This window comes from Bilophila sp., assembly GCF_057864385.1.
This window is the reverse complement of record NZ_DBMAFI010000002.1, coordinates 77,248-100,357: the sequence shown is the minus strand read 5'-3', so window position 1 is coordinate 100,357 and position 23,110 is coordinate 77,248. Positions and strand designations below refer to the sequence as shown.

Here is a 23,110-nt window from a genome sequence, read left to right as displayed (position 1 = left end):
CCTGATGCGTGTGCGGCGGCCTTCGCGGGGCGCCGGAAAGCGTTGTTCGCAGGGCTGCGGCTCGCCTCTCCGGGCGCATCCGCAACCGTCAGCATACGAACATTTTTTCTTTGAAAACGCCAGCCCCGCGCGCCCCCTTCATTTGCTTCCTGCCCCGCCCCAGGGACGGCGCGCCCCTCCCCAAAGGGGAAAACGCCACGCAAAAAGGCCTCCCGCCAGCATCGGAGGGAAGCCTTCTTGTGCGGCTATTCCGGCCAGCAATGCCTCGCCGGGAGGAATCAGGAATTCCGCACGGTTGGCCGCCTTTCCCCTCATTCCCGGATGAAAAGGGATGTGGGTGCTGCAAACGCCGCGTTGGAAGCCCCCGCAGGGGCCTCCACGCCTTGCCGCGAAACATTCGCGCTTTCAATAAAGTTTGTATTCAACCATATGAAATTTAAAATGATTTTTTATAAAACCATCGAAAAGGCAAATATCCTCTTGCCGCCTACTTGAGCGACCTGAGGAAACTGCCCGTAACGGCCTCAGGCGTGGCGTGGTGGTGCGCCGTGTCCGGGTTCATCTTCTCGGAAAAGGCAGCGATCTCGGCCAGCCATGCCTTCAACGGGCTTTTCCCATCTTCCCCGAACAGAACAAGTTGTTCTTCCAGCGAAAATACGGGGTGATCCCGCAGTTCGGCAACGGCGTCGGCCTCGGAAAACTTTTTGCCCATCCATGCCTCCGCAAAGCGGACATAGGCGGGAGCCAACGTTTCCGGGCCCTGTGCCTTGATCTCATCCACAACCCGCAGGTACACTTTCAAAAACGCACGCACGGCATCCGGGTTCTTTTCCGTGAACGCGCGATCCGCCACGAGGAGCACGGGCTGCGTCGCGCCGCAATCCTGTGAACGCGCCGCAGCCTTGAACCCAAGCGCCTCGGCTTCGCGGGTGAACGGCGACCAGACGGCGAGGATGTCGCCATACCCGCTCTTGAACGCGCCGAGGGCGGGCGTCGGTTCCAGTTCCTCGATCTTGACGTCCTTCTCCTCAAGCCCAAGCGCGGCGAGCCATTTGTCGAGCAGGTAGCGGGCCGATGTTTTTTTGGGGCACAGGATGAGCTTGCCCTTGACGGATTCGGGCGTCCCGAAGACATTCGGAAAATCGGGATTGAATCCCTTCTCCACAAGGATGGGGCTTTCGGGGCGGGTCAGAATCATGTTGGCCGAAGATTCGTCGTTGGCGATGGCAATCACTTCCACCTGATCGCTCATGGTGGCCTGCATGGCGGGGACGGCCCCGCAACCGGCAATGGCCCAGTCATAGGCCCTGACGTTTTCGATGAGGCTCTTGCCGGAATCGAACCGAAGCATGACGATGTCCAATCCGGCTTCCTTGTCCCAGCCTTTTTCCTTTGCGTACCATGTCAGAAACGCCTCGTGCTCGCCGAGCCATGCCGTACGGAGGGTTTCGGACAAGGAGGGCGACGACTGAAACAGGCTGCCGAAAAGCGCGCATACTGCAAACAGTGTCTTGAATCGCATAATAGGTTCCTTTGGGTTGAATGTTGTAAACCGGGCCCCGGCCCGGATGCTGCCCGTCCGTAAGCAAAAAGCGTTCCTGTTCCTTCATTCCCCGACGCCGGGGAACAGCGGCAGGCCGCACGGGGAAAGTACATGCTCCCACAGTATGAATTCCAAATGACGGTTATCGCGCCCTACAAGGGCCTTGATGCACGGGTTTTCAGACAGGTCGCCAAGGATCTGCGCTGCCGCATCAAATTCATCGATCTGGCCTTCGACGATGCCATCGAAGCGGCGGAACGCCTCTCCCCGGATACCTGCGACGTCGTCCTCAGCCGCGGCGTGACCGTGGACGTCGCCAAACAACATTCCTCCATCCCCGTCGTGCCCATCGACTTCTCCGCATGGGATCTCCTGCAGGCGCTCCAGCCCTATGCGGGGCATGTCCGCAACGTCGCGTTCTTCCGCTATTCCACCCCGCTGCCCGGCCTTTCCAGCGTGGAAAAAGCCCTTGGGATGCGCATTACGGAACACCTCTACGGCTCCAAAAACGAGATGCACCTCAGGCTCATCCAGTTGAACCCCGCCGACGTGGAGCTTTTCGTCGCGCGCGGGACGCTCGTGTGCCAATGGGCCACCGCAGCGGGGTTCCCCACGCTTGAGATCATCGACGGAGAAATATCCGCCAGGCGGACGCTCCTCGAAGCGGTCAACGTCGCCCGCGCACACCGGGCCGAGCGCAAGCGCACCGCACGCTTCGGCGCCATCCTCGACGCCATTGACGAGGGGATCGTGGTGTACGATGCGCAGGGCGAGGTGAACCTGATCACCCCATCGGCGGAATCCCTCCTCAACTGTGCGAAAAAAGAAGCCCTCGGCAAACATATCCGAACCGTCATGCCCGGCGTCTTTTCCCCTGATACGCTGGCGGGCGACAAGGCGGAGCACGGGCGCGTCCATGACATCCGGGGGAACACCCTCGTCATCAACCGCGTGCCCATCCTTTTCCAAGGGCAGAACGTGGGGACGGTCTGCTCCATCTCCGACGCTCGGCGCATCTACAAAGCGGAGGCGAAGCTCCGCAACAAACTCAAATCAAAAGGGTTTACCACGCGCTACTCGTTTGGGGACATCCGTACCCGCTCCCCGCACGTGCGGCATCTCAAAGAACTTGGCGTACTCTACGCCTCCACGGACGCCAACCTGCTCATCTGCGGGGAATCCGGCACGGGCAAGGAGCTGTTCGCCCAGAGCATCCACGCCGCCAGCCTGCGCAAGGACAAGCCTTTCGTGGCCGTGAACTGTGCCGCCATCCCCGAAGGGCTGCTGGAAAGCGAGCTTTTCGGCTATGAGGAAGGCGCGTTTACCGGCGCGAGGCGGCAGGGCAAGGCGGGCATGTTCGAGCTCGCCCACACCGGAACCCTGTTCCTCGACGAAATCGGGGATTTGCCGCTCACCCTTCAGGGGCGGCTGCTGCGCGTGCTTCAGGAGCGGGAGCTTGTCCGCGTGGGCGGGACGCAGGTGATCCCCCTCGACGTGCGCGTCCTGTGCGCCACCCATCAGGATCTCCGCCAGCTCGTGGCTCAGGAACGGTTCCGGGCAGACCTCTTTTACCGCCTCAACGTCCTTTCCCTGCGCCTCCCGCCGCTACGGGAACGCCTTGAAGACATTGTGGATCTCGCCGTTTCCCATCTGAGGGGACTCCTCGACGAGCCTCCGGCGGAAAGCCTGCTCGTTTCCCAGCTTGAGCGGCCCCTGCTGCGCCATCCTTGGCCCGGCAACATCCGCGAGCTGCTCAGCCTCATGGAGCGCATGGCCATCGTCGCCAACCACATGGCCGAAGTAACCGACTGGGAACAATTGCTTTTGTCCCTATGGGAAGATCCGCCCCTTGAGGATCGCCCCATGACGCCGGGCCCCGCCGAAGAGCCCGATTCGCCGCCCCCCACCCTCAGGAGCCATATGGCGCGGGAAGAGGCCCGGTTCATCCGTCAGGCCGTCGCCCGGTGCGGGGGGGATATGGCCATAGATTCTCTTGCGGCAGAATTTGATAAGGCCGTCGCCCGGTGCGGGGGGGATATGGGCAAGGCGGCCCATATCCTCGGCATCAGCCGGATGACGTTGTGGCGCAAGCTCCAAGGCATTGCGGAAGCGAATACGGAGGAACGCACCGAGTAACAATATTGATACAAAAAAGACAACAAGGGTGGTATCGCGTAACGCTTTTGTTACGGATGATGCCGCCCTTTTTCCTTTGGCTGTGTTATGGAAAATGGTCGATGCTTTTTTCCCGGAAGCTCCAAAGGGATAACCGGCAAAATGCCTTAGCCGTGGCTCACGCCGACGCCGAGGAGCCCGGAAAGAAGCCCCACAAGCAAAATGCCTTATCCATGGATCCCGCCAAGGGGAAAACATGAGAAAAAGGCTGTATTTTCATAGTATTGCGGATATAAAACAACCGCAAACCATAACAGAGCCTTTCCTTTCCGTCTACCTTTAAACGGCGATTCCCCTTCAAATGGGCTGGCATATTTCTTGATATAATCATCCTAAAAGCCTTTCGGCACGATGCCGTCGGCGCGCTGGAAGGGGCAGCCCGCTGCCCATGCCCCCCTACACAATCAGAAGGATGGAGTTGCCATGAAGAAAAGCATCATCGCCTCGTTGCTCATCGCCTGTTCCCTGTTCATCGGCGGCAACACGGATGCCCGGGCCGAATACCCGTACGACAAGCCCATCAACATCATCGTGCCCTTCGGCCCCGGAGGGGGCGTGGACATCGCGGCCCGCATCCTCGCCGACTACTTCCAGCAGCACTACAACATCACCATCAACGTCGTGAACAAGCCCGGCGGCGCACAGGCCATCGGCATCAACGAAATGCTCCGCGCCCGTCCCGACGGCTACACCCTCGCCTTCCCCGGCTTCAGCGCCCTCGCCACCACCCCCAAGCTGACCAACGTGGGCTATACCCTCAAGAACATCAAGCCCGTCGCCCACATCGCCAGCATGGAATGCGTGCTGAGCACCCACAAGAGCTCCGGCATCGACACGTGGGAAAAATTCCTCCAGACCGCCGAAAAGGATCCTGACGGAACCGTCTACGGAACCACCGGTTCCATCTCCACGCAGCGTCTGTACATGACCAAGCTGACCGACCGCTTCCACGGCGACTTCAAGATCCGCCACACCGCCTATACCAGCGGCCATGAAGTGAGCACCGCCCTGCTCGGCAAGCACATCACCGCCGGTTTCCAGGTTCCGGCCAACATCCTGCCTTATGCCAACTCCGGCGACTTCAACGTCATCGCCATCTCCCGCAAGGAACGCCGCGCCGATCTCCCCAATACGCCCACCTTCCGCGAGCTGTACGCCGACAAGATGACCCCCGCGGACGAAAAGTGGATCGATCTCGGCGCGTGGCATGGCCTCATCGTGTCCAGCAAGGTCAAGGACGATCGCATCGCCGCGCTCGAACCCCTCATCGAAAAGGCCATGAAGGACCCCGACGTCATCGAAAAGTTCAACAAGATCGGCCTTGATGCCGGGTATCTCCCCGCCAAGGAATTCGGAGAGCTCATCCAGTCGTCCTCGGATCTCGCCGACGAAGTGCTGGCCGGGCGCAAGTCGCTTGACTAACGGATACCGGGGCGGAGCGCGGGTGCGCCCCGCCCTTCCTTTTCACGACGAGGGGTCGCTTCATGAAAAACAAGACGGATTTCTTTATCGGCTTGGCGCTGCTCGCCTTCTGCTGCGTCATGGGATACCAGATACACTTGATCCCGGAACCTGCGGCGCTCGACTTCTTTTCGGCGGGTTCGTTCCCGACGGGCGTCACGATCGCCCTGGCCCTGCTCTCGCTTGTCCTCGTGGCAAGGGCGGTCTTGGGCAAGGATGAAAGCGCGGCCTGTTGGCCTGAAAGGAAGCTCGCCGTCAAAATCGGAATGATGGCCGCGTGGATCCTCATCTATGTCATCGGGTTCATTTTCCTTGGGGAATACGCCTACGACGCCGAGTGGCCCGAAGGCACGGGCTTCGTCATCTCCACGCTGGTTTTCCTCTCCGGGGCGCAGGTGCTGACCGGATACCGCAATCCCTTCTACATCCTTCTTATCTCCGCAGGGATATCAGCCTTCCTGTATGCCGTGTTCGCCATCTTCTTTAAAGTCCCCCTTCCCTAAAAAAGGCGGTACCCTATGGATATGTTCATGACAGCCCTCAGTTCGGCCTGTAGTCTGGAAGCCCTCGTCGCCAACTTCATCGGCGTGGCGCTCGGCATCGTCTTCGGCGCGCTGCCCGGCCTCACCGCCGTCATGGGCGTGGCCCTGCTCATCCCCCTGACCTTCGGCTTCTCCCCCGTCATCGCCTTTTCCTCCCTGCTCGGCATGTACTGCGGCGCGATCTACGCGGGCAGCATCACCGCCATCCTCGTCGGCACGCCGGGCACGGCGGCCGCCGCCGCGACCATGCTCGAAGGGCCGCAGTTCACCGCCCGCGGGGAATCGCTCAAGGCGCTCGAAATGACCACCATCGCCTCCTTCATCGGCGGCGTTTTCTCCTGCCTTGTGCTGGCCACGGTCGCCCCCCAGCTCGCCCACTTCGCCCTCGACTTCAGCGCCCCGGAATATTTCTCCCTCGGCATCTTCGGCCTGACCATCGTGGCGACGCTGTCCGAAGGCGCGCTGCTCAAGGGCTGCATCGCGGCGCTGCTCGGCATGCTCATTTCCATGATCGGCATGGATCCGCTTTCCGGCAACCTGCGCATGACCTTCGACTCGCCCGACCTCATCAACGGCGTATCCCTCGTCCCGGCGCTCGTGGGCCTGTACGCCCTGTCGCAGGTGCTGATCACGGTTGAAGACGTGTTTATGGGCCGCAAGCTCTCCACTGCCGAAATCTCGCGCAAGCGCATGCCCCTTTCCGAAATCTGGACAAACCGGGCCGCCCTGCTCCGCGGCTCGATCATCGGCACGTTCATCGGCATCGTCCCGGCCACGGGTTCAGGCACGGCCTCATTCGCGGCCTACAGCGAAACCAAGCGCCATTCAAAGCACCCCGAACTTTTCGGCAAGGGCTCCATTGAGGGCATCGCGGCCACGGAATCCGCCAACAACGCCGTCACCGGCGGCGCGCTCATCCCCCTGCTGACCCTCGGCGTGCCCGGCGACGTGGTCACGGCGATCATGCTCGGCGCGCTCATGATCCAGGGCATGACCCCCGGCCCGCTGCTCTTCCAGGAGCAAGGCACGCTCGTCTACAGCATTTTCATCGCCCTGTTCGTCTCCAACGTCTTCATGCTGCTTCTGGGATATTATGCGGTACGCCTGTTCGCCAAGATCGTGCTCATCCCCGGCGGCATCCTGATGCCCCTCGTCACCACCCTGTGCGTGGTGGGCGGCTACGCCCTGAACAACTCCAACTTCGACCTCGCCGTCATGGCCGGTTTCGGGCTGCTCGGCTACATCATGACCAAGGCGCGCTTCCCGCTCGCCCCCCTGCTCCTCGCCATGATCCTCTCCGGCATCATCGAAACCAACTTCCGCAGGGCGCTCAGCATCTCCAATCAGGATTTCTCCGTGTTCTTCACCCGTCCGGTCTGCGCGGCGTTCCTCGCCATCAGCCTCTTCATCCTGTGTAATCTGCTCTGGAAGGAATGGAAGAAGCACCGCGCCGCCGGCGCAGCCTGATCCCGCAACCCCTCATGAGGCCAGCCATGCAACAAGCGACCCACATCTACAAAAACGGCGCCATCCTGACGATGGATTCCCGCTGCTCCATCGTTTCCTGCCTTGCCGTATCCGGCGAAACCATCCTTGCCGTGGGATCGGAAACTGAAATGGCCCCGTTCCAAGGCCCGGAAACCCGCATCACCGATCTCGGCGGGCGGTTCATGATGCCGGGCTTCTACGACTGCCACAGCCACTTTATGCGCGCGGGCATGTACAACAAATACTATCTTGACGTGAATTCCCACCCCATCGGGGACGTCAGGACGCACGGCGACATCCGCCGCAAGGTGCGGGAGGCCCTTTCCGCAATGCCCGCCGGGGAATGGCTGCTCTGCGCGGGGTATGACGACACCGCCGTTGCCGAAGCGCGGCATTTCACGCTTGCCGAACTGGACGCGATGGCCCCGGATCACCCGCTGTTCCTGCGCCACATCTCCGGGCATCTGGCCCTGTGCAACAGCAAGGCGTTCGAGGCGGCCGGGATCACGGATGAAACGCTGAACCCGTCGGGCGGCGTGTTCCGGCATGACGGGAACGGACACCTCACCGGGCTGGTGGAGGAACCCGCCGCGATGGAGATGGTTCTGGCGGCCTCCCCGCAGATGACCGAGGAAAAATGGCTCGGCGCCGTGGAACGGGCTACCAACGACTACGTCGCCAAGGGCGTGACGACGGCCCACGACGGCGGCGTCACCACGGATATGTGGAAGAACTACATGACCGCCCACAAGCGCGGGATGCTCAAAAACCGCGTCCAACTGCTGCCCAAGCACGGCTGGTTCGACTTCTCGCTGGCCCCCACCGTGAAATGCGGCACGCCCCTGACCAAGGACGGCCTGCTCAGCATGGGCGCGGTGAAACTGTTTCAGGATGGGAGCCTCCAAGGGTACACCGGCTATCTGAGCAACCCCTACCATTCGCTGCCGGACGCCATCTCCGACGGCTCATGGCGCGGATACCCCATCTACAACCCCCGTGAACTCGCCAACATCGTCACCCGCTATCACGAAAAGGGCTGGCAGGTCGCCATCCACGGCAACGGCGACGCGGGCATCGAAGACATCCTCAACGCCTTTGAGGAAGCGCAGAAGGCGTATCCCCGTGCCAACGCGCGGCACATCATCATCCATTGCCAGACAGTCCGCGAGGATCAGCTCGACCGCATCGAACGGCTCGGCGTGGTTCCGTCCTTCTTCACCGTGCACACCTATTACTGGGGCGACCGCCACCGGGACATCTTCCTTGGGGAAGCCCGCGCATCCCGCATCGATCCGCTGCGGAGCGCCTTGAAACGCGGCATCCCCTTCACTTCCCACAACGACACCGCCGTCACGCCTATGGACCCGCTGCTCTCCGTCTGGTCGGCGGTCAACCGGCTCACCGGCAGCGGCAAGGTGCTCGGCGGGGATCAGGCCGTTTCCGTGCTGGACGCCCTGAAAAGCGTCACCATCTGGGGCGCCTACCAGTTCCATGAGGAACGCATGAAGGGAAGCCTCGAACCCGGCAAGCTCGCCGATATGGTCATCCTCGGCGAAAACCCGCTTGAAATCGCGCCCGAACGCATCAGGGACATCCCGGTTCTGGCGACCCTCGTGGGCAACCGGCTCGTCTACGGTTCCCTGTAATTTCCCCATTTCCGGCGCGCCGGGCAAAGGGTGCTCCCTCTTCCCTGCCCGGCGTGCGGTTCCCAAGGCACCCCCCGTTCGCCCATTCCTCCGGGCGACAGCCGAAGGAACCGACCTCCACAGAAGAACGCCCGCTCAGCCAATCCGAGCGGGCGTTCTTCAATCAGATATAATCTCAGGTCGCCATCCACGGCAACGGCGACGCGGGCATTGAAGGCATCCTCAACACCTTTGAGGAAGCGCAGATTGAAACTATTAAACTCTTTTTCAAGCTCAAAATATTATTTTTAATTATTTCAAATACTTACATATCAAGCGACGACACAACCTAGGGCACAGCCTTCTGAAAATACGGCAGGAAAAAATTCAGGCCCTGTCATAGTATTTGGTTGTCTTATCACTACAGTACGGCAAAAATACGGCTTTTTTATCTGGTTTTCCATTGGCGGAATCTATGGCTAAGGCTTTTGTTGGCTATTCCTTTGGAACTTTAAGGAAAAAGCATCAACCATTTTCTATGACACAGCCAACAATTCAGGCCCTGTCGAAAAAGCCGGAAAGCGTTTCCACCCTGACCACGCGGGGAGGCGGAAGCTGTGGAGCAGCTTCGGCAATACGGTGGGCCAGCTCGACGCACAGGCCGGGGGCAAGGGCGGGATCAGGCAGGACATGCAATTCCAGCCGCCCAGCATCGATGAGGCGCAGGCGGAAATCCGGCTCAGGCAATCCCGCTTTCTATGACACAACCAAAAATTCAGGCTCTGTCGAAAACCCCGGAAAGCGTTTCCACCCTGACCACGCGGGGAGGCGGAAGCTGTGGAGCGGCTTCGGCAATGCGGCGGGCCAGCTCGACGCACAAGCCGGGGGCAAGGGCGGGATCTGGCAGGACATGCAATTCCAGCCGCCCCGCATCAACGAGGCGCAGGCGGAAATCCGGCTCAGGCAATCCCACTTTCTATGACACAGCCAACAATTCAGGCCCTGTCGAAAAAGCCGGAAAGCGTTTCCACCCTGACCACGCGGGGAGGCGGAAGCTGTGGAGCGGCTTCGGCAATGCGGCGGGCCAGTTCGACGCACAGGCCGGGGGCAAGGGCGGGATCAGGCAGGACATGCAATTCCAGCCGCCCTGCATCGACGAGGCGCAGGCGGAAATCCGGCTCAGGCAATCCCGCTGAGGTGAACGCCCCATGGACGGCCCGCTCGCCGGCGGCAAGCCCCGCGAGCAGGGGGCGATCCGGCTTCATGCCGTACGGGAGCCGCGTCAGCAGGCAAGGCCGGGCTTTCTGCGCCGGATCTTCCATCCCCGTCAGCGCGGCGCACCGATGGATGTCAGCCTTGGCCAGGCCAGCGGAAGCCAGCGGGGACAAGATGCCGAGCTCCTCGACGGCCCGTATGCCGGGGCGGTACTGCCCCGCATCGGAAGCGTTCGTACCGTCGCACAGAGGAAGATCGGTTCGAGCTTTCAGCAAGGAAAACAAGTTACGCTTGCACGCGTAACAACGGCGGCGATCCCCGGAGGCCACCAGAGGCAAATCCAATGGATCGGCGGGAAGCTCCTCATAGGGGAGGTTCCGGGAGGCCGCCCACCGCCGCGCATAGGCCGTTTCCTCCGGCGGGATGTGCGGCCCGACGATGTGCAGCAGCACGGGCTCGAAGCCGAACCGCCGGGCCGCATGGGCAAGAAAACGGCTGTCCAGCCCCCCTGAGTAGGCCAAGGCAAAACGGTTCCCTGCCGCGAGAGCGCCGAGGACGCTTTCAAGGCGCGACAGGAGCGCGCCTTCATCCGGGGGCACGGCGGCCATACGTGAATCCATCACGGCAATCCCTCATGCAAGACAAAAATACCGAAAACCCCGTCACCGATACGGCGCATCAGCCGTCAAGTTCCGTGCCGCAGGCGAAGATCGCCCCGTTGGGCGCATTGGCGAAGACACGCGAACCGTAAACCAGCGCCCGCTTTTCCACCAGCATGGCGGGCCACGGCCCGAACGCCGCCCCAAGGCTGCGAAGGAGGGCGATGGCGGTGGGCGTCACGGTTTCGCCTTCGCCGGAGAACGGGCGGACGGGAATGCCTTCAAGCAGTTCCAGCACCGCAGGAGCCGGAACGGGGATGACGCCGTGGGCGCAAACGACCTCCCCGTCCGCAATGGGAAGGGGGCTGACCACAAACCGCGCGGGCGAAAGCCGCGTGAACAGGGTACAGGCCATGCAAATGTCCAGAATGCTGTCCAGCGCGCCGACCTCATGGAAATGGACGGCCTCCGGCTTCATGCCGTGTACGGCGGCTTCGGCCTCCGCCAGCAGCGTGAACGTATCCGAGGCCAAGCGCTTTGGCCCTTCGTCCATGCCGCTCCCGGCGATGATTCCGAGAATGTCCTCAAGCGTGCGGTGCTCGTGCTGGCGGGGAAGCGACACTTCCGCGAACCAGCCGCCGATGCGGTTCACCTGACGCCGCTTCAGGCGCACGGTTCCGGCCAGATCGGGGAGCACGGCGGCAAGCAGCCTGTCCGTTTCCGCCTCGTCGGGTTCCGTCATGCGCAACAGCCCGGCAAGGAGCATGTCCCCGGACAGGCCGGAATGTGACCGGATGGTCAGGATGCGGCCTCCCAGCCCTGTATCCCGCCCCTCCCCGTGGGCCGTTTCATGCGTATGGCCGTGCCCATGATGGTGTTCATGGCGGCGGGCATGATCCCCGTGTGCGTGCGCTTCGCTCATAATCCGTTTACCACCCTTGCGGCGGCGCAGGCCGCGCCGTACCCGTTGTCGATATTCATGATCCCCACGCCGGGAGCGCAGCTTGAGAGCATGCTCGCCAGCGCGGCCCGTCCGCCCTGCGCCGCACCGTACCCAACGGACGTCGGCACGCCGAAGATCGGCTTGGGCGTAAGCCCGCCCATCACGCTGACCAGTGCGGCGTCGAGCCCGGCAACCACAATGACGGCATCGAAGGTGTTGATCTCCTCCAGCCGCTCCGCGAGCCGCCACAGCCCGGCAACGCCGCAGTCCTCAAACAGTTTGTGCCCGATGCCCAGATACGCCAGCGTCCGCGCCGCCTCCCATGCCGCAAAGCCGTCCGACGTGCCTGCGGAGATGACCGCAACCCTGCCCTTGCCTTTCGGAGGGAGCGCGTCCCCGAACGCGGTACACGACAGGGGATGGTAGTCATACCCCGCGCGGATCTCGGCGGGAACCCGATCGAATACGTCCGGGGAAAGCCGCGTGAACAGAACAGGATGCCCCGACCCCCTGCCAAAACTGGAGAGCAGCTCCACGAGCGCCTCGAAGGGCTTCCCTTCGCAAAATACCGCTTCCGGCAGCCCGATCCGGGCAGTCCGGGCGTGATCAAACAGAATGCCGTGATCCATATCTTTGCCCATCTTTTGGAAAATCCGAAACGCCATGCAAGAGGCTTTTGCAATGAACGGTGTATCTTAACTATCTGAAATTCAAAATACGTTTTTAGAAAGGCTGTGTTATGAAAATGGTTGATGCTTTTTCCTTGAAACTCCAAAGGGATAACTGGTAAAATGCCTTAGCCGTGGATCCCGCCAAGGGGAAAACTAGAAAGGCTGTGCCCTAGAAAATGGTTGATGCTTTTTTCCTTGAAGCTCCAAAGGATTAACCGATAAAAGGCCTTAGCCCTGTATTCCGCCGAGAGGAAAACCGGAGAAAAAGGCTGTATTTTTCACCGCACTGTGGAGATGAAACAACCACATGCTATAACAGAACCTTGAGAAAGATCACCGAAAAGGCGAATGTCTCCCGCCAGAGTGAAGGCCGGGAAAGCCCCGCCAGCGCGGGCGGCCATGCGCCCGGACGTATCCGCGCCCTGACCGCCCGCAAACGGCGCCTTACACCGTGATCAGTTGATAATCCCGCGAACCCATGCCGATGGATTCGGCATACTCGATCTGGTGCCAGCCCCGCGTATTCGGGTGCAGCGCCGAGAACTTGTCGTAGCCGCAGGAATGCGCGCCGTGCCCGCCCAGCGGAATGAGGCTATGCGCTTCCTTCACCAGATCGAAACAGGCCGTGTCCAGCGCCACGGGGTCCTCCGAAGCAAGGATACCCAGATCCGGGACAATCGCCGGTTCCGACCATCCGGCACAGTCACACTGCGGCGTTACGTTAAGCAGGAAGTTCAGGTAACAAATGCGGCCTTCCTTCCCCTTCACCGCGCCATAGGCGTATTCCGCCATGCGCTCGGCGAAATCGGCATACTCGTTGGGCGTGTCGACGCCGATAGCCCCTTGCTTGCATGCCGTTACGCATTCGTAACAACCGATGCAGCGCTCCTTGTCGATGACGGCATGGCGGCCTTTCTCGGCTTTTTCCAATGAGAGCGCGTTTCTGGGGCACAGCGGCACGCACTGCCCGCAGCCGATGCATTTCGGGTAGATCACGACGTTTCTGCCGTGCTGATCGATTTTCCCGGCCTGCGGGGCGCAGCCCATGGCGAGGTTCTTGATCGCGCCGCCGAAACCGCCCATCGCGTGCCCCTTGAAGTGGGACAGCACGACCATCGCGTTGGCGGAAAGGAACGCCTGCGCGATCTTGACCGAAGCGAAATGTTTCAGGTTGACGGGAACTTCCTCGTAGCATTTGCTGGTCACGCCGTCGGCCATGATCACCGGGGCGTCCACGACATAGGGCGTAAAGCCGTGGCGATACGCGGTTTCCAGATGATCCACGGCGTTGTGGCGGGTGGACTTGTAGAGCGTACAGGTATCCGTCAGGAACGGGCGGGCCCCCGCCGCCTTCACGCAGTCCACGACCTGCCGCACGAACGTCGGATGCAGGTAGGTATCGTTGCCCGCTTCGCCGAAGTGCAGCTTGATGGCAACGACCTCATCCTCGCCGACCGTGCCGAGCGGCTTCACCTTGTCCGCAAGCCCCACGGCGTCGCAGAGCCGCTTGATCTTGGCGAGCCGGTGATCGGAAGGATTTTTTACAGCAAGTTTTGCCAGATAAACGGGTACAGACATACTTTCTCCTTGTTTTCAAACTGGCCCCGCCGGGTACGGCGGAACCCAAAACGCCCGGTGCGCGGCTCACGGATGAGCCCCACGCACACCGGGACATTCCCAGTAAGGAAACCACGCCTCCCGGATGGGAACGCGGGCTGGCCCCGCTACTTTTCCGGGATGACCGCGTTGACGCACCCGAGCGCGTTCAGGGTCCGGGGGAACCCGATATACGGCAGGCAGCACGTCAGCGCGTCGATCAGGTTTTCTTTCGTGTTCCCCACATTCACGTTGCCCTGCACATGGCTCTTGACCTGGCTCTCGCACCCGCCCAAGGAACTGATGATGCAGAAGGTCAGGAGCTCACGGGCCCGCAGATCCAGCCCCTTCCGCGTATATACGTCCCCAAAGCAGAATGCCGAGAGCATGTCGCGGAGGAGGTGGCGCTGATTCTGCGGCGCGCCCTTGTGCATGGCGTCTATCGCCGCTCCGAAAATGGACTTCTGCACCCTGACGCCCTGCGTGAAGCGGTCGTCTTCCGTTACCGTCTTCTGCGAGGCCACGGGCAGCGGGATGCGCTTTTCCCTGAAGACCTCATTGACCAGCCGAAGCGCTTTTTCGGTCTTGGGGAACCCGATATACGGAGCGCACTGGTACATCGCTTCCTTGATTTCCTCAGGCTTCGCCCCGGCCTGCAAGGCCGCGCCCACATGCGGGGCGAAGCCGTCCAAGGTCTGGCTCGCCGTCAGGACGACCAGCGTGATCAGCTCCTGCATTTTGGCGTCGAGCGATCCGTGCCACGCGACTTCGCCCCAGATGAGGCGATCCCGCATCTCGGCAAAATCCGGATCGGTCGCCTCCAAAGGGGATCGGACGTTTCCGAAGCGCTCCAACTGTTTCCTTTCGGCTAAAGCGGCCCTGCTCATGTTCTTGCCTCCGTTTGGGACTTGCTGCATAGGGGAAGGGGCCGCGGTTGCCGCACCGGACAATAGCAGACAAAACAATGCGGCGAAAAGCCCCAAAAAGGTTTTCCTTTTTTCGTGTGCGGGCATATGCGGCCTCCCTCATGGAAATACGGTGAAAGCGGCCCGAATCCGAAGCCGGAAACGCTGCGGGCATGGCCTGCTTTCCCTATGGATGCACCATACGCTCCCTAACGGAGAACAGAAGATACGATCCTCTCTTATTCTTGCCTGATTCTCTCGCCGTGCTACCCAAAAAGGCCGGAGTATGATATCAAAAAACGAAAGCCTGAAAAGGGGCTTCCTTTATTCCATGCAAAACCAGAGGATTATGCCATATGATGGAAACAGGAAATGGAGAGGCGGCGAGAACAGCCGGCCTGTTGAAAGAGAAATTGCTCCAGTGGGCACCCGAACATGGGAAATATCCGATGGACATCGAAGGGCTGGTCATCAAGCGGCAGCATGAGGCCAACAGGATTGAAACCTGCTTCTCCAAGCCTTCCGTCAGCGTGATCATTCAGGGCTCCAAGCGGACTATGCTGGGTTCCGAGGAGTACTGCTACGGCGAAAACCAATGCCTCGTGACCGGGGTGGACATGCCGAGCTCCTTTTACGTCACGGATGCCAGCCCGGAACGGCCTTTTCTGGCACTGTGCCTTGATCTGGACAAGTACCTGATCACCCGGCTCGCGGCGGAAGTCCCGCCGCCCTGCCCGGCCGGAACCTGTTCCTATAAGGGGCTCTCTGTTGCGGACGTCGATCCCGACATCCTGAATGCGTTCCTGCGCCTCATCGCCCTCCTCGAAAAGCCGGAGCAGATCCCCATACTGGGGCCGCTCATCATCCGCGAAATCCATTATCGCCTGCTCATCGGCCCCCAAGGAGAATTTCTGCGGCGGCTGAACACCCTCGGCACCCAGAGCAATCAGATCGCCCAAGCCATCACATGGTTGCGCGACAACTATAGGGAACCGTTGCAAGTCGACAAGCTGGCTCAGAAGGTAAACATGGCCACCTCCACGTTCCACCGCCATTTTAAAGAGGTGACGACGCTCAGCCCGCTGCAGTTCCACAAACGGCTGCGCCTGTACGAAGCCAAGCGCCTCATGCTCACGGAAAACAAGGATGCCGCCGGCGCGGGCTTGGCTGTCGGCTATGAGAGCCCTACGCAGTTCAGCCGGGAGTATAAACGGCTGTTTGGCGAACCGCCGCACAGGGATGTGATGAGGATGCGCTGAGCATGGCGGCACAGGCCCCCCCTTCCCCCTGAATAGCCAAGGGGTGGATCGCTCAAAAAGTAAGGCTTCGTTCAAGGTTACGGTTGATAAAGAGAAGTATGCTCCTTTAACCGCCGGAGGCACGGACGCCAGCGAGCTTTGAGGACATCCCCCGCCGCATGGCAATGCGGCATGGAGGGGCGAGGAGCGGCCAAATGTCCCGCGAAGCGCAATCGAGAGCGGCGAAGCCGCGCGAGACGAAGCGCCGTCAGCCGTTGCCGGAGGGTGCCTTTCACCGCGCTGGAAGTGCGTCCGCCTTCACGGCAGCGAATGTTCCGCTGAAACAGGGGCAGATGAACGACCTCTGATTGCTGTATCAGCCGGAAACCTTAACACAGCCAAAAGGAAAAGGCTCTGTCAGAATGAGGTTGTTTCATCTTCACAATACGGTAAAAATACAGACTTTTTATCCAGTTTTCCCCTTGGCGGAATCCTTGGCTAAAACATTTTGCTGGTTATTCCTTTGGAACTTCAAGGAAAAAGCATCAACCATTTTCTATGACAGGCCAAGTAAAAAGCCCCTTCCGAAACGCCCGGAAGGGGCTTTTTTACGGGTATGGCGCCTCCCCCTCGCCCTGAGGGGATCTGCATTGGCTGCGCAGAGGCGTTTCTTTCCGGCGGCAGGCGGCCCTCCCGGTTCACTGACGGCTTATGCCACGGTGCTTGACCTTTCCGGCGGCGGCCTCCCGGTTCAATCCGCATGGGGCATAGGGGGATAACTTCTTTATTATACATATGGATACATACTTTTTAGGGAAATATTTCCTTCCGTTATTGCTTTTATAGACAGAACAGTCTAAAAATCATCCATGCAAAACCACATGCAAGACGCCAAAGGCCGTGGCCGCCCGCCCAAACAGCGCGGCGACAAACTGCTGACCCGGGAAATGCTGGTTCACGTCGGGACGGAAGTGCTGACGGAAAAAGGCTATTCCGCAGTGGGGGTCGACGAGATATTGCAGCGCACGGGCATTTCAAGGTGTTCTTTCTACTATTATTTTAAGACAAAGGAAGGGTTCGGCGCGGAACTCATAGACCGCTACAGGCTCTCCATCACACAAAAGCTGGAACGCTGCCTCTGCGACCCGTCCCTATCCCCGCTGGACGGCCTCCGGGCTTTCGTCGGCGGAGTGCGGGACGAGATGGCGCGGACCGGCTGCCGTTCCGGCTGCCTGATCGGAAAGCTGGCGCAGGAGGTCAACACGCTGCCGGAAAACTTCCGCGAGCAGCTTTCCGCCGCCTTCGCGGAGTGGCAGGATGTTTTCGCGCGCGGCCTCAGTCGCGCCCAAGAGGACGGAGAAATCTCCCCGGAACTCGACTGTTTCTCTACGGCGGCCTTCTTCTGGTACGGCTGGGAAGGGGCCTTGCAGAGGGCCAATCTGGAATTGGACATCAAACCCGTCGACATCTTTATCGACAATTTCTTTTCCCGGCTAACGGGATAAGCCTACCGCCCCCATGAATCGGCAAGCGGCCGAACAGTTTCCGGCGTCCGTCAAAAACGCCGGGGTCTTCGTCTTTTGCCTGTATCCGGCCGCTCGCACAGCCCGGCGCCCCGCCGCCGGCAACGCTTCAAAGGAGATGCCTCATGGATCACGCGGACACCGCCGGCGAACTGGCGACAAAGCCCCTCGGCAGGCTTCTTTTACGCTTCGCCATACCGAGCATTTTGGCGCAGATCGTCAACCTCTGCTACAACATCGTTGACCGCATTTTCGTCGGCAGGATACCTGAGGTCGGCCCGCTGGCGCTTGCCGGGCTCGGCGTCGCCTTCCCCATCATCCTGATCATCTCGTCCTTCTCCTTCCTCGCGGGCATGGGCGGCGCGCCGCTCGCCTCCATCGCCATGGGACGCGGCGACAACGCAAAAGCCGAGCGCATCCTCGGCAGCGCCTGCGTATTCCTCCTCGTCATGTCGCTCGTGCTCACCGTGTTGTGCTTTTGGGCCATGCGCCCGATGCTGCTCATGTTCGGGGCGAGCGAACAGACCATCGGGTACGCGGTCGACTATTTTTCGCTCTACCTGCTCGGTACTCCGGCTGTACAGCTCTCGCTGGGCCTGAACTACTATATTTCCTGCCAAGGCTTTGCCAAGACGAGCATGATGACCGTCCTCATCGGGGCGATCCTCAACATTATCCTTGATCCCATTTTTATTTACGGCCTCGATATGGGCTGCAAGGGCGCGGCCCTCGCCACGATTTGCAGCCAAGCCGTCAGCGCCGTCTGGATCTTCGCCTTCTTCTTCGGCAAGCGCACGATTTTGCGTTTCCGCAGGCAATACCTGCGGCTGAACTTCAAGGAGCTTGTGCCCGTCATCCTGCTCGGCCTTTCCCCGTTCTTCGTCCAAGTGACGGACTGCTTCGTCCCCTTGGTCATGAACGCCGGGATGCAGCAGTACGGCAACGACTATTATGTCGGCACCTTGACCGTCATGTTCAGCATCGAGCAGCTTCTGCGCCTCCCTGTGGACGGCTTGTGCCAAGGCGCCGTGCCCATCATGAGCTATAACTTCGGCGCGGGCAAACCCGAACGCGTAAAAAAGGTCTTCTTCCTCATTCTGGCCTTTTCTTTCGGCTTTACCACCATTGCAAGCTGGCTCATCATGCTCTTCCCCAAGACCTTCATCATGCCGTTCACCGATTCCCAGCGGCTCATCGAAATCACCATCCCCGCCATACGCATATACTTCGGGGGCATGATGTTCATCGGCATCCTCTATGCCTGCCAGCGGACGTTCATGGCGCTGGGGCGCACCAAGCTCTCCCTCATCGGAGCCATGATGCGCAAACTCGTCATCCTGCTTCCGCTCTGCTTCATCCTCCCCCGGTTCGGCTACGGGACTGACGGCCTGCTCTATGCGGAATGCATTGCCGACGTTTTGGGCTCTGCCATCGTCTTTACGATTTTTATTTGGAATTTCAAATCCATGCTCAAAACCGCCTGACGGTACATCCTTATACATAAGAAACGCATGTGGGAGGGGCTTTCGGGCATCACGCTTAAGGCATGGAAAAAACGAATTGATGCCGTTCATTCGTTTCATGACGCCCCCTGCCCCGCCGCAACGCCTCGCCTCCCATAGGTTATAAAAAAGGAAACGCTGCCGACTCAGTCCGCCCTCAGAGAGGACAGGACTGTCTGGACACACCCGGCTTTCACATATCACCATGTACGCCTCCACCTGATTGGGCTTCCAAATCATCCAACCACAGAGAATAGTGGAGCCTGCCCGCCGGTGGTTCAGATTCCGAAGAAGGCTGGCCCCGATAAAAGGAAAGGCTGTGCCATAGAAAATGGCTGATGCCTTTTTCCTTGAAATTCCAATGGAATAACCGGAAAAATGCCTCAGCCATAAAGTCCGCCAAGGGGAAAGCCGGAGAAAAAGGCCGTATTTTCACCATGCTGTGGAGATGAAGCAACCACACACTCGAACAGGGCCAAAGGAAACAACGGAGAAACAACAGGCGGCATCCTGAAGATCAGCCTGTGCAGATGGTGCCCGGCAGGTTCTTTTGCCGTGCCCCATCAGGCCGCTTATCTTGAGCGCCGGTGCCCGATACCATAGGATTCATGAAAACCAGGCTTGAAGAAGGAGGCTGTTTGGATGGAAACCCGAAAAACGAAAGTCATATTCACTAAAGCCGGAGGCAACGCCAACGGAAGCCCTTCCGCCTGTAGAATATCCCTTCCCAAAGCATGGGTGAATCGTATGGGGCTGACTCCTGAGCGGCGGGAAGTGGAACTGACCTTTGACGGAGACAAAGTCTCAATACAAAATTTGAAAGAATCCCCCGCAAAACGCCGGATGTTGGCAGATAAAAAGAAAATCCGCCGCTTTGCCCTGGTTTGGGGACAGATGTATAAAAACCATGCCGCGGTTCCGCAAAGATATTTTGAACTTGCTGAACTTGTTGGTGATGGAATGGCAGATCTGGGGTTTGAAATGGACGCCGGAGAATCCATGCGGCGAGCTTTTCCCGAAGCAGATGCTTTCCATGACAATGAAGCCCTGAAGGGCATCAGCAGCAAGGTTGACCTGCAAACCTTGGGCAATGCCATTTTCTCACGATGGCGCTATTGGAATCATTGGGCTATGGGACCCATGCAGGAAGCAGACTTTGAATGGTTTGTGATTGCCTTTTCCCGACTGGCAGAACTTGCCGAGGATTTGTAATGGAGGCCGCCTGCGCAAACAAACCCCATACCGGTATGCTTCCCCTTTTTGAGGAATTCCTCGGAAAATTTTTGCTGAAACCGGCAGACCAAAGGCAAAGATTCCTCTCACATATCCGCATGACACTTCCTGTCTGTGCAGCCAACTTCCAGAAAGGCAATAAAAAAAGCTGGGCCATAGGAAAGGGCTGATGCTTTTTTCCTTGAAGTTCCAAAGGAATAACCGACAAAATGCCTTAGCCAGAAATTCCGCCAAGAGGAAAGCTGGAGAAACAGGCTGTATGTCCGGGGAAAACTGAAAAAAAGCTGTATATCCACTGTGCTGTGGATATGAAACAACCACATGCCACGACAGAGCCTAAAAAAAGTGTTTCGCGCACATATCAGCGGCCTGCAAGAGGAAACGCCCACCTTCACATCCGCATTGCTCCATACCGCCCAGACCGCCCCGCACGAAATGCTGCCCGCTTTTTGAATAGGCTGTGTCATAGAAAATGGTTGATGCCTTTTTCCTTGAAGTTGCAAGGGAATAACCAATAAAATGCCTCAGCCATGAACTCCACCAAGGGGAAAGCTGGGGAAAAAGGCTGTATGTTCACAGTGCTGTGGAGATGAAAATACAGATTGTTATCCGTTTTTCCCATTGACGGAATCCACAGCTAAAATATTTTGTCGCTTATCCCTTTGGAACTTCAAGGGAAAAAGCATCAGCCATTTTCTATGACGCAGCCTTGAATAAAAATTGGCCCCTCGAAGGCAACACTTCAAAAAGCATGAAATATTGCATGGATACCTTTATCCTCCACGCCGTTGCAAGCGGTACTTCCAGCCGCCCACACCGCCGTTCTTCAGACATCCCTTTGTTGACAACCCATACCCCTATAGGCTTAATATCCCCATACAGGTATCGGCTATAAACAAAGGAGGAATCCGACATGGACATCATCCACAGGCTGGAAACGCTGCTTGCGTGGGGCGGCACGCGGCGGGACATCGCATTTCTCGGCATTTCCGGCGTCTTTTTGGCCGTCAGCTTTTTTGGCCTGCACCCTTTTCCTTTTGATGCCGCATGGATAACCATCGTTCTCTGCGGCCTGCCCATTATTCTGGAGGCAATCATCGGCCTAGTGACGGACTTTGACATCAAGGCCGACGTATTGGTGTCGCTGGCGCTCGTTGCCTCGGTCATCATCGGGGAAGACTTCGCCGCCGGGGAGGTGGCCTTCATCATGCAGATTGGCGCACTGCTCGAAGACCTCACCGTAGCCAAGGCGCGGGCCGGCATAGAAAAACTGGTGCGCCTCACCCCCCAGACGGCCCGTGTCGTGCGGGGACAGGCTGAAAGCATCATCCCCGCGGAACAGGTGGCCGTAGGCGACACGCTGCGCGTTCTGCCGGGCGAGGCCGTGCCCGTGGACGGCATCATCCGCACGGGCCAGACCTCCATCAATCAGGCCGTCATGACGGGCGAATCCCTGCCCGTGGATAAGACCGTGGGCGACGAGGTCGCCTCAGGCACGGTCAACCAGTTCGGCGCCTTTGACATGGAAGCCACACGCGTGGGGGAAGACAGCTCCATCCAGCGTATGGTGCGGCTCGTCCGTTCGGCTGATGCCGGAAAGGCGAAAATTGTGCGCATGGCTGACCGCTGGGCCACATGGATTGTGGTCATCGCCCTGACCTCTGCCGCTCTGACATGGTTCGTGACGGGCGAAGCCATCCGCGCCGTCACCATCCTCGTGGTCTTCTGCCCCTGCGCTCTGGTACTCGCCACCCCCACGGCCATCATGGCCGCCATCGGCAACGCCACACGGCACGGTTTTCTTGTGCGCGAGGGCGATGCCTTGGAACGGCTGGCCCAAGTGGACAGATGCGCCTTTGACAAGACAGGCACGTTGACCTTGGGTACGCCGCGCGTAGTGGCTGTAAAAAGCATCATGGACAGCCTTGAGGATGATGAGCTATACCGCCTCGCCGCCGGAGCCGAACAGCTCTCGGAACATCCCCTCGGCAAAGCCGTCGTCATGTCCCTCAGGGAAAGCGGAAAAGCCGCGCCTAAGGACATTGAGGATTTCCGCATGCTCCCCGGCAGGGGCGTCACCGCGCGCGTGGAAGGGCATACGGTCATGGCCGGAAATCTGGAATTATTACGGGAACAGGGTATCCTAGACACAGGGGGTCTGGCTGACGCCGCCGCGTCATACCTTGAAGGCGGGCGCACCGTGATTTGCTGCGCCGTGGACGGCAGGCCTGCCGGATGCATCGCCCTGGCGGATACGCTGCGGGAGGACGCCCCGTGCATGGTCGGGCGTCTGCGCCGACTGGCGGTAACGCCCGTACTGCTCACCGGCGATCACGAAACCGCTGCCGGCCAGATTGCAGGACAGGCAGGGATTGACCTTGTACGCGCCGGCTGCCTGCCTGAAGACAAGCTCGACTACATTGACGCAAGCCAGAAAGACGGTGCCAAGGTCTGCATGATTGGTGACGGCATCAACGACGCCCCCGCATTGAAAAAAGCCCACGTAGGCATCGCGATGGGCGGCGTGGGCAGCGACATCGCCGTGGACGCCGCCGACATCGCCCTTGTGCATGACGAAATTCGTGAGATTCCCCATCTTGTCGCGCTGGCGCGGCGCACCATGCTTACCATTAAATGCAACCTGGCGTTTTCCATGGGGCTGAATTTTATCGCCATCATTCTTGCCATGACCGGGGTGCTCAATCCCGTGGTCGGCGCGTTGGTGCATAATGCCGGATCCGTGTTTGTCATCATCAATTCGGCTCTGCTGCTCCACTGGCATAAACAGGGCATCACCGTAAGAACACCTGCCGCAAAATAACCAGCGCATGGGGATGCGTCATAAAAATCA

The 23,110-nt window shown here is 59.6% G+C and carries 22 protein-coding genes; 12 read left to right on the top strand and 10 right to left on the bottom strand.

The window, feature by feature from the left end:
- Positions 1 to 487: 487 nt before the first annotated feature.
- The gene (locus tag ACZM8Y_RS01070; protein WP_482330466.1) at positions 488 to 1,522 is read right to left on the bottom strand and encodes an ABC transporter substrate-binding protein; all 1,035 of its coding nucleotides are present in this window, start codon (positions 1,520 to 1,522) and stop codon (positions 488 to 490) included.
- A 132-nt stretch (positions 1,523 to 1,654) separates the two neighbouring features.
- Between ACZM8Y_RS01070 and ACZM8Y_RS01065 the strand changes: the two genes are divergently transcribed.
- The 5 genes from ACZM8Y_RS01065 to ACZM8Y_RS01045 all read left to right on the top strand — a co-directional run bounded on the left by ACZM8Y_RS01065 (position 1,655) and on the right by ACZM8Y_RS01045 (position 8,855).
- Complete coding sequence (locus tag ACZM8Y_RS01065; RefSeq protein WP_487479872.1) at positions 1,655 to 3,679, top strand: sigma 54-interacting transcriptional regulator; 2,025 nt, start codon at positions 1,655 to 1,657, stop codon at positions 3,677 to 3,679.
- A gap of 462 nt (positions 3,680 to 4,141) precedes the next feature.
- Positions 4,142 to 5,140: a tripartite tricarboxylate transporter substrate binding protein gene (locus ACZM8Y_RS01060; protein WP_308770449.1), complete on the top strand. Its 999-nt coding sequence runs from the start codon at positions 4,142 to 4,144 to the stop codon at positions 5,138 to 5,140.
- Positions 5,141 to 5,202: 62 nt separating this feature from the next.
- Entirely contained in the window at positions 5,203 to 5,682 is a 480-nt protein-coding gene (locus ACZM8Y_RS01055; protein WP_302553074.1) for a tripartite tricarboxylate transporter TctB family protein, read from the top strand.
- Between the two features lie 15 nt (positions 5,683 to 5,697).
- Entirely contained in the window at positions 5,698 to 7,188 is a 1,491-nt protein-coding gene (locus ACZM8Y_RS01050) for a tripartite tricarboxylate transporter permease (protein ID WP_302553075.1), read from the top strand.
- A gap of 26 nt (positions 7,189 to 7,214) precedes the next feature.
- Entirely contained in the window at positions 7,215 to 8,855 is a 1,641-nt protein-coding gene (locus ACZM8Y_RS01045; RefSeq protein WP_482330464.1) for an amidohydrolase, read from the top strand.
- Between the two features lie 534 nt (positions 8,856 to 9,389).
- Here ACZM8Y_RS01045 and ACZM8Y_RS01040 read toward each other — a convergent pair.
- Genes ACZM8Y_RS01040 through larB form a run of 5 tightly spaced genes read right to left on the bottom strand, consistent with a single transcriptional unit; the run spans position 9,390 to position 12,220 of the window.
- Positions 9,390 to 9,581, bottom strand: a complete 192-nt coding sequence (locus ACZM8Y_RS01040; RefSeq protein ID WP_482330463.1) for a hypothetical protein — start codon at positions 9,579 to 9,581, stop codon at positions 9,390 to 9,392.
- A 28-nt stretch (positions 9,582 to 9,609) separates the two neighbouring features.
- Positions 9,610 to 9,801, bottom strand: coding sequence for a hypothetical protein (locus ACZM8Y_RS01035; RefSeq protein ID WP_489501499.1), 192 nt, complete (start codon positions 9,799 to 9,801; stop codon positions 9,610 to 9,612).
- A 28-nt stretch (positions 9,802 to 9,829) separates the two neighbouring features.
- The gene (locus ACZM8Y_RS01030; RefSeq protein WP_302551567.1) at positions 9,830 to 10,669 is read right to left on the bottom strand and encodes an adenine nucleotide alpha-hydrolase family protein; all 840 of its coding nucleotides are present in this window, start codon (positions 10,667 to 10,669) and stop codon (positions 9,830 to 9,832) included.
- A gap of 58 nt (positions 10,670 to 10,727) precedes the next feature.
- On the bottom strand, positions 10,728 to 11,570 hold the full coding sequence (larC, locus tag ACZM8Y_RS01025) for a nickel pincer cofactor biosynthesis protein LarC (protein ID WP_482330508.1): 843 nt from the start codon (positions 11,568 to 11,570) through the stop codon (positions 10,728 to 10,730).
- Positions 11,567 to 12,220 carry a nickel pincer cofactor biosynthesis protein LarB gene (gene larB / locus ACZM8Y_RS01020; protein ID WP_489501497.1) on the bottom strand — a complete coding sequence of 218 codons (654 nt, stop codon included), beginning with the start codon at positions 12,218 to 12,220 and terminating at the stop codon, positions 11,567 to 11,569. The genes larC and larB overlap by 4 nt, the downstream gene beginning before the upstream one ends.
- 365 nt (positions 12,221 to 12,585) lie before the next feature.
- Between larB and ACZM8Y_RS01015 the strand changes: the two genes are divergently transcribed.
- Positions 12,586 to 12,717: a hypothetical protein gene (locus ACZM8Y_RS01015; RefSeq protein ID WP_302551564.1), complete on the top strand. Its 132-nt coding sequence runs from the start codon at positions 12,586 to 12,588 to the stop codon at positions 12,715 to 12,717.
- Here the strand turns inward: ACZM8Y_RS01015 and ACZM8Y_RS01010 are convergent.
- Entirely contained in the window at positions 12,707 to 13,840 is a 1,134-nt protein-coding gene (locus ACZM8Y_RS01010; protein WP_302551563.1) for a DUF362 domain-containing protein, read from the bottom strand. The two genes, ACZM8Y_RS01015 and ACZM8Y_RS01010, sit on opposite strands and share 11 nt — an antisense overlap.
- A gap of 146 nt (positions 13,841 to 13,986) precedes the next feature.
- Positions 13,987 to 14,745 carry a carboxymuconolactone decarboxylase family protein gene (locus ACZM8Y_RS01005; protein WP_337431637.1) on the bottom strand — a complete coding sequence of 253 codons (759 nt, stop codon included), beginning with the start codon at positions 14,743 to 14,745 and terminating at the stop codon, positions 13,987 to 13,989.
- 374 nt (positions 14,746 to 15,119) lie between these two features.
- Here ACZM8Y_RS01005 and ACZM8Y_RS01000 point away from each other — a divergent pair, with 374 nt between their 5' ends.
- The 4 genes from ACZM8Y_RS01000 (at position 15,120) to ACZM8Y_RS00985 (ending at position 19,008) form a co-directional block, all read left to right on the top strand.
- Complete coding sequence (locus ACZM8Y_RS01000) at positions 15,120 to 16,022, top strand: AraC family transcriptional regulator (RefSeq protein WP_482330504.1); 903 nt, start codon at positions 15,120 to 15,122, stop codon at positions 16,020 to 16,022.
- 347 nt (positions 16,023 to 16,369) lie between these two features.
- Entirely contained in the window at positions 16,370 to 16,780 is a 411-nt protein-coding gene (locus tag ACZM8Y_RS00995) for a hypothetical protein (RefSeq protein WP_482330503.1), read from the top strand.
- A gap of 102 nt (positions 16,781 to 16,882) precedes the next feature.
- Positions 16,883 to 17,506 carry a TetR/AcrR family transcriptional regulator gene (locus ACZM8Y_RS00990; RefSeq protein WP_482330502.1) on the top strand — a complete coding sequence of 208 codons (624 nt, stop codon included), beginning with the start codon at positions 16,883 to 16,885 and terminating at the stop codon, positions 17,504 to 17,506.
- Positions 17,507 to 17,649: 143 nt separating this feature from the next.
- Positions 17,650 to 19,008 carry an MATE family efflux transporter gene (locus ACZM8Y_RS00985; protein ID WP_302551559.1) on the top strand — a complete coding sequence of 453 codons (1,359 nt, stop codon included), beginning with the start codon at positions 17,650 to 17,652 and terminating at the stop codon, positions 19,006 to 19,008.
- 211 nt (positions 19,009 to 19,219) lie between these two features.
- Here the strand turns inward: ACZM8Y_RS00985 and ACZM8Y_RS00980 are convergent, their stop codons facing one another.
- On the bottom strand, positions 19,220 to 19,465 hold the full coding sequence (locus ACZM8Y_RS00980) for a hypothetical protein (protein ID WP_487479837.1): 246 nt from the start codon (positions 19,463 to 19,465) through the stop codon (positions 19,220 to 19,222).
- Positions 19,466 to 19,668: 203 nt separating this feature from the next.
- On the opposite strand from ACZM8Y_RS00980, the gene ACZM8Y_RS00975 reads away from it, so the two are divergent.
- A complete protein-coding gene (locus tag ACZM8Y_RS00975) occupies positions 19,669 to 20,238 on the top strand; it encodes an AbrB/MazE/SpoVT family DNA-binding domain-containing protein (protein WP_482330501.1) in 570 nt (189 codons plus the stop codon).
- A 107-nt stretch (positions 20,239 to 20,345) separates the two neighbouring features.
- Here ACZM8Y_RS00975 and ACZM8Y_RS00970 read toward each other — a convergent pair whose 3' ends face one another.
- Positions 20,346 to 20,726, bottom strand: coding sequence for a hypothetical protein (locus ACZM8Y_RS00970; RefSeq protein WP_487479836.1), 381 nt, complete (start codon positions 20,724 to 20,726; stop codon positions 20,346 to 20,348).
- 446 nt (positions 20,727 to 21,172) lie between these two features.
- Here ACZM8Y_RS00970 and ACZM8Y_RS00965 point away from each other — a divergent pair, with 446 nt between their 5' ends.
- The gene (locus ACZM8Y_RS00965) at positions 21,173 to 23,080 is read left to right on the top strand and encodes a heavy metal translocating P-type ATPase (RefSeq protein ID WP_482330499.1); all 1,908 of its coding nucleotides are present in this window, start codon (positions 21,173 to 21,175) and stop codon (positions 23,078 to 23,080) included.
- Positions 23,081 to 23,110 lie beyond the last annotated feature (30 nt).